Here is a 6,121-nt window from a genome sequence, read left to right as displayed (position 1 = left end):
GTTGGCAATTGCATTTCGATGGTTCGGATTTGGCGATGACATCGTCGACCGAGGATATCACGGGCGTTTCAACGCATCCGATCACGGGACAAATTTACTTCACCACGCTTGGTCGTGTCGCGACACCCACCTTCAGCGGTCTTGGCACCGACGTTCTCACTTGCAGCGACGGCACGGTGGGCGATGACACTACATGTGAGGTGTCCGCCCTGTACTCGGCTGCTGCCAACGGATTTTCCCAATCGCCCGATGCGTTGCACGTCGTCATTCCATCGGACTTAAGCGGCGTCGATCTTGCGGTTGCAATCAACGCCCCTTCCGAACCGGTTGTCGTTGGCGATCAAGTACGTTTTGCTTTGACGCTCACCAATCACGGCCCCGCCACCGCGGAAAACGTCGTTTTGAGTAACGTGTTGCCACCGCAGACAACGTTTGTCAGTGCATCGTCATCGTATACACTCGATTCGGGGATACTTAACTTTGATCTGGGGGACATCGGCAGCGGCGATATCGTGCCATTGGAGATCATCGTTGCGACATCGCAGCCAGCCACCCTGGTCAACACCGCAAGCGTCAGCAGCGATAGCGAAGATCGCGTTTCGGCAAACAACACCCGCTCGGCCACCGTGGTGGTCCATCCGGTGCTTGCCGATTTGGTGGTCACCCAATCCGATGCTGCCGACCCTGTCACCGCTGGTGATACGGTCACGTACCAAATCACGGTCCGCAACGACGGGCCACAACCGGCCGTCGACGTGGTCGTGACCAACACTTTGCCGGCGGACGTCGAATTGGTCTCGACGTCGCTGCCCTATTCCTTGTCCGGCAGAACGCTGACTTACACGCTCGGAGATCTCGACGTCGGCAGCGTTCGCACGATTGATCTCGAAGTTTTGACTGCTACCACCGGCACGTTGACCAACTCCGTCGACGTGACCTCCAGCACCGATGATCCCGACGCCACCAACAATACCTCGATGGAAACGACCGAGGTGAATCCTCCTCAGGCGGATCTGCGGGTCACCCTTGACGACTCCGCAGATCCTGTCCTGGTCGGCGACAGTTTCAGCTACAACTTGACCGTGACCAATCTTGGTCCCGAGCCCGCGACCGGCGTAACGTTAAGTAGCGTTTTGCCGACCGGAACCCAATTTGTCTCGGCCACATCGGGCGGTCAACACGACAGCGGCATCGTCGAGTTCGAACTTGGTGATCTGGCTGTTGGCGAAAGCATCGACATCAGTATCGATGTCGTCGCAACACAAGCAGGGCAACTGACTCATCATGCGAGCGTGTCGTCGGACACGCTTGATTTGACCCTCGCCAACAACGACGCTAGTGAGACGACGCACGTTGATCCTCCGCATGCAGACTTGAGTCTTACGATTAGCGGAGCTGCTGAGACGGTCACCATCGGCGACGAGCTGACCTATCAGTTTTCGATCACCAATCACGGTCCCGAAGTCGCGACCGGAGTCCAATTGATTAGTCCACTTGCATCATCGGTTGACGTGGTTTCATCCTCGGACGCGTTTACGATCACCGATGGTGCGGTCAGTTGGGAGCTCGGCGATATCGTCAGCGGTCAAACGCGACAAGTCACGCTCACGATCACCACGACCGAAACAGGACCACTGAGCAACACGGCCACCGTCGCATCCGAATTGGCGGATTTGAACGAGCAGAATAACGCGGCGACTGCCACCTCACTTGTGCTCGGCGAAGCGTCGGAAAACAACGTGACCTTTGTCAGTTTCGCTGGTAGCGGAGTGATCGCGGACATCCCGTTTGCCGACGAAGACATTCTGGCGTTCGATGGGACGACGAACGAGTGGTCACTCTATTTCGATGGTTCGAAAGTAGGTCTGACTGCCTACGATATCAATGCCTTTCTTATTCAACCCGATGGCAGCATCCTGTTTAGCTTTGACACCAATTCCCAAGTTGGCGACCTCGGTCTTGTCCGCGACAGCGACATTGTCAAATTCATCCCAACGCAACACGGCGTGCTCACGGCAGGAAGTTTCGAGTGGTTCTTTGATGGATCCGATGTCGGACTCAGCCCTACCAGCGGTGATGTCGATGCGATTGGGATGACTCACGATGGGCGATTGCTGATCAGCTTGCTGGGCGACTTAACTCTTTCTGGTATCTCCGCTGCAAAGGAAGATTTGCTGGTGCTCAACCAAGGTGCCTTTGGCGCGAATACGAGCGGCGATTGGGCGATGTACTTTGATGGTTCCGATGTGGGACTAACCGATGCCAACATTAGCGGCGTTTCCGTCGACCCGACCAACAACGATATTCATCTTTCATCTGAAAGCGGCTTTTCGTTTGGAGGGGTTACTGGCGACGGAATCGATATCGCCACCTGCACAATCGAATCGCTTGGTGAGCAAACAAGTTGTCTTGTTGCCGGACAATTTGACGGCAGCCTTCACGGCATCGCGAGTGACTTGGTCTTCGATGGTATCCAACTTGGAAGCTTTACCGGCAACGAAGTTTTTGGACAACACGTGATCTATATGAGTACGGTCAATGGGGTTTCGGTCGCCGATATGACGATCTCCGATGAAGACATCTTTTATCACGACACACGTACGGGCGCTTTGAAACTGCTGTTTGATGGATCGGATGTCGGCATCGGCACCGACGTGGATGCCTTTGTACTGCAAGACGATGGCAGCATTCTGCTTAGCTTCAACGCGTCCACGACGATTGATGGACTCGGAACGGTGGAGCGTCCTGACATCGTGCGGTTTATTCCCAGTACCACAGGGCACGACACGGCGGGGCAGTTCGAGTGGTATTTTGACGGATCGGACGTTGGGTTGACCACCTATTACGAGGATGTCGATGCAATCAGCCTCGGTCCCAATGGCAGTTTAATGCTAAGCACCAGCGGGAATTATGCGGTGGAGGGTGTCAGTGGGACAAGTGCGGATGTTTTGCAATTCATGCCAACCAGCCTCGGTGAAAACACGTCCGGCAATTGGCAACTCTACTTCGATGGTTCCGATGTCGAACTGACATCGACAAGTGAGAATTTGACGGGGATCTCGCTATCCAGTGATGGCGAATCGCTGTATGTGACGACGCTGGGGACGGTGGCTGCTGGCGGTGTTGGCGGTACCGGTAGCGATGTTTTGGCGTGCAGGCTTACCAGCATTGGCACCGAAACCGCATGCTCGATCGAACTGCTTTATAGCGGCGCATCCGGCGGCATCACTCAGTCGCTCGACGCGATCCATGTGGTAGAGGCGACACTGGAAGCACCTCAGGAACAAGTGAACGCCCACACGATTGCGGTAACCACTTCGGACATCGCTTTAGTACCCGCTGCGAGCAACAGCCTGCCCGGTTCGTCGCAGTTTCTCGTCGGAACCGAGAACTCCGATAATGAACCCACCCCCACCGTATCGCCGATCACCACGATGTCATCACGCGTTCCCCTTGCTGACACTTGGGGCCCGTCTAGCGTTTGGGGCCTGCCTTACACTTCGGGGACGAACGACTTGCTGCGGGTGCCAATCGAACCGCCTCCGCTTCCGCTGTCACCGCAAGGCAGGCAACTGGTTTCGATTGATCGTGTACTTGCCCTGTGGTCGCCAAAAATCGACCTGCAGTCAGAGAAACCCAAGACTGAATCGGCCGGCTCGCTAGGCGACGTTGACGAGTTATTCTCGGACGCAAATTCGATGAACCTGCTTTTGGCTTAATGGCAGCAGCAGCGAAAAGTTAGCGGCTATGGAAATGCGACGCGGATTTGATCGGTTTCGCTTGGTAAACGCTTACGACGAGCGGCGTTCGTTGACGCTATCGATTTTGTCCTGCATCGATTGTTCGCGGTCGGTTCGAGTGCCGACTTTGATCGTCGTGGTAATTCGCGGTGCACCGAGCGAGTGAACCCGCTGGTGACACCGTTTGATCGCCGCGAACACGTCATCCCAGTCGCCTTCGATGTTCGTGCCATAGGCGTGAAGCTGATGCGACAAGCCTGCTTCCTGCAATACTCTTTGGCACTCCGCAACGTATTTGCTGACCGAAACTCCCACTCCGATAGGGACGACACATAGATCTACAATGACTTTCATCTCGGCGGTGCCTCTCATTTTTCGGCGAATGTGCAACGTTCAAAAAACTAAGTTTAAACGTTAACGGCGAGATTGACAGCAGCATTCGGATGGAAGCGTCCTATCAGGTTTCCTTTCTCGAGCCGCGACGATGTTGTGAAAGAAGGTCGCGTCGGCAGTGAACCCGATGAACCAATACCGAAAACGTGCCCCCCGAAGGACGACAGGAAACCTGCGACACGTCGTTGCCGTTCGGAGCGGTGGAAGCAACGTCGATCCTCGGTCGTCGCAGAGGCAACATGGCTTAGCCGCGGACTTTTTTCTGTGCCGGCTCGCCACGAGGAGTGGGAGCTTCTTGAGCGATCAGATTTTTCGCTTTCAACTCGCTCCAAAAATCCTCTGGAATTTGAACCTTCATTGAAGCGATATTTTCTTCCACTTGCTGGGCGGTTCGGGCGCCTGGGACAATCGCCGAAACCGTGGATGGCGCCTCGGCGAATTGCAATGCAGCGGTTTTGATATCGATGCCATGTTTTTTCGCAATCGCGTCGATTGAAATAAACTTTTCCTTCATCGCCGGAGGAATTTTGCTCGAATAATTGAACCGATCTCGGCCCGCCAGGAATCCGCCATTCAGCGGCGCGCCGATGACGACCGAGATGCCTCGTTCATCCAGAAGCGGGAATGTCTTTTCGAGAGCTTGTTGGTGATCCAGGATCGAATATTGCAGCGCCAACAAACAAATGTCGGGATCGGCAACGTCAACCGCTTTGTAGATTGCATGTGGTGAATTGATGCCAAACCCCCAGGCTTTGATCATGCCTTCTTCACGCATCTTCGTCAGTTCAGGCATGGCGCCTTTGACCGCTTCATCAAAGTATTTGATCCAATCTTCGCCCATGTCACTGTTTTGAGGCGAAAGGTCGTGGATGAACACAATGTCCAGGGACGAGACACCGATGCGATGCAGGCTGTCTTCGACCGAGCGACGTGTCCCCCCCGCCGTGTAGTCATACTTGTAGTGAAAGGGGGAAGGGTTTGCCCAATGCCACTTCTTCGGAAGTGGTTTGGAGGACGGCGTAAGAATTCGCCCCACCTTGGATGACAAGACGTAGTCCTCGCGTTTCTTGTTGCGAAGCAGGTCACCGTAACGTCTCTCGCTCAGACTCAGTCCGTAAAACGGTGCCGTGTCAAAGTAGCGAATTCCGGAGTCCCAAGCCGCATTGAGCATGCCAAGAATTTCTTCGTCACTGGATACGGTGTTAAAACCGTTCCCCGCAGCAAGGCCCCCCAAGCCCATTCTGTATTTGGGGCGATATCGACCGTCGTCGCGAGTGTCGTTGACTGGCAATGGCTCCGTGGCATCCACCTGACCTCTCGTCTTCATGACTTCGCCCGAGGACATTTGGAACTTCAGTGCTTGCGCGGAAGCCGCCGAACTTACCGCCGAGCCAACGCCCAACGCCGCACCTGCTTGCAACAAGTTTCTTCGTGTCATCATTGGGGCATTCTCCGTAATCGATTTTGAGAGACGTCGTGTTGTGTGTGGTTTCGATGTGCGTTTCGTGAATGTTGTGGCCGCAGCATCATGGATGCGGAATTGCGTCACGCACGCGCTAGTTCAATGACATTGCGGACGCGTGGACCGCCAACGCTTGAGCAAAACAAAACCGGTTGCGGTACGTGGGCGGGCAAACGAAAATTGCAGCATCCTTCATAGTGACGCTCTCGATGCCATTGTGTCCAGCTAAGGCCAGTCGTATTGCGCCATCGAGACTGTCAGAGCCGAAAGTGGTCGCTGCCAATTTTTCTTCACTTTTGTTCCGATATGCAGCGATCGAGGTCGAGGACAAGGCTACGAGTCCCGTCCGTTAAGCGTAGTGGACGAGGCTACGAGTCCCCGCGGCGGAGTGGCACGTCCCAAATCGATGTCACCGTGAAAGTAAAAAACGAGATTGTCGCGACGGCGGAGCGGATCCGGGTGCGGGCATTAGACCCAAAAGGACATTGCCCCCCGACGCTCGGCATGGCGCCCCCGCACGTTTGGT

General features: G+C 55.1%; 3 protein-coding genes. 1 reads left to right on the top strand and 2 read right to left on the bottom strand.

What is annotated here, in order from left to right; translation table 11 throughout:
- Positions 1-35: 35 nt before the first annotated feature.
- On the top strand, positions 36-3,719 hold the full coding sequence (locus tag ABD971_RS00780; protein WP_345318490.1) for a DUF11 domain-containing protein: 3,684 nt from the start codon (positions 36-38) through the stop codon (positions 3,717-3,719).
- A gap of 72 nt (positions 3,720-3,791) precedes the next feature.
- Here ABD971_RS00780 and ABD971_RS00775 read toward each other — a convergent pair whose 3' ends face one another.
- Together ABD971_RS00775 and ABD971_RS00770 are read right to left on the bottom strand one after the other, a co-directional pair.
- The gene (locus tag ABD971_RS00775; RefSeq protein ID WP_339946675.1) at positions 3,792-4,094 is read right to left on the bottom strand and encodes an MTH1187 family thiamine-binding protein; all 303 of its coding nucleotides are present in this window, start codon (positions 4,092-4,094) and stop codon (positions 3,792-3,794) included.
- Between the two features lie 283 nt (positions 4,095-4,377).
- On the bottom strand, positions 4,378-5,574 hold the full coding sequence (locus ABD971_RS00770; protein WP_345318486.1) for an aldo/keto reductase: 1,197 nt from the start codon (positions 5,572-5,574) through the stop codon (positions 4,378-4,380).
- Between the last annotated feature and the right edge of the window lie 547 nt (positions 5,575-6,121).

This window comes from Novipirellula rosea, from assembly GCF_039541335.1.
In the GTDB taxonomy this organism is placed as follows: Bacteria; Planctomycetota; Planctomycetia; order Pirellulales; family Pirellulaceae; genus Novipirellula; species Novipirellula rosea.
This window is presented reverse-complemented; position numbering and strand designations above follow the sequence as displayed.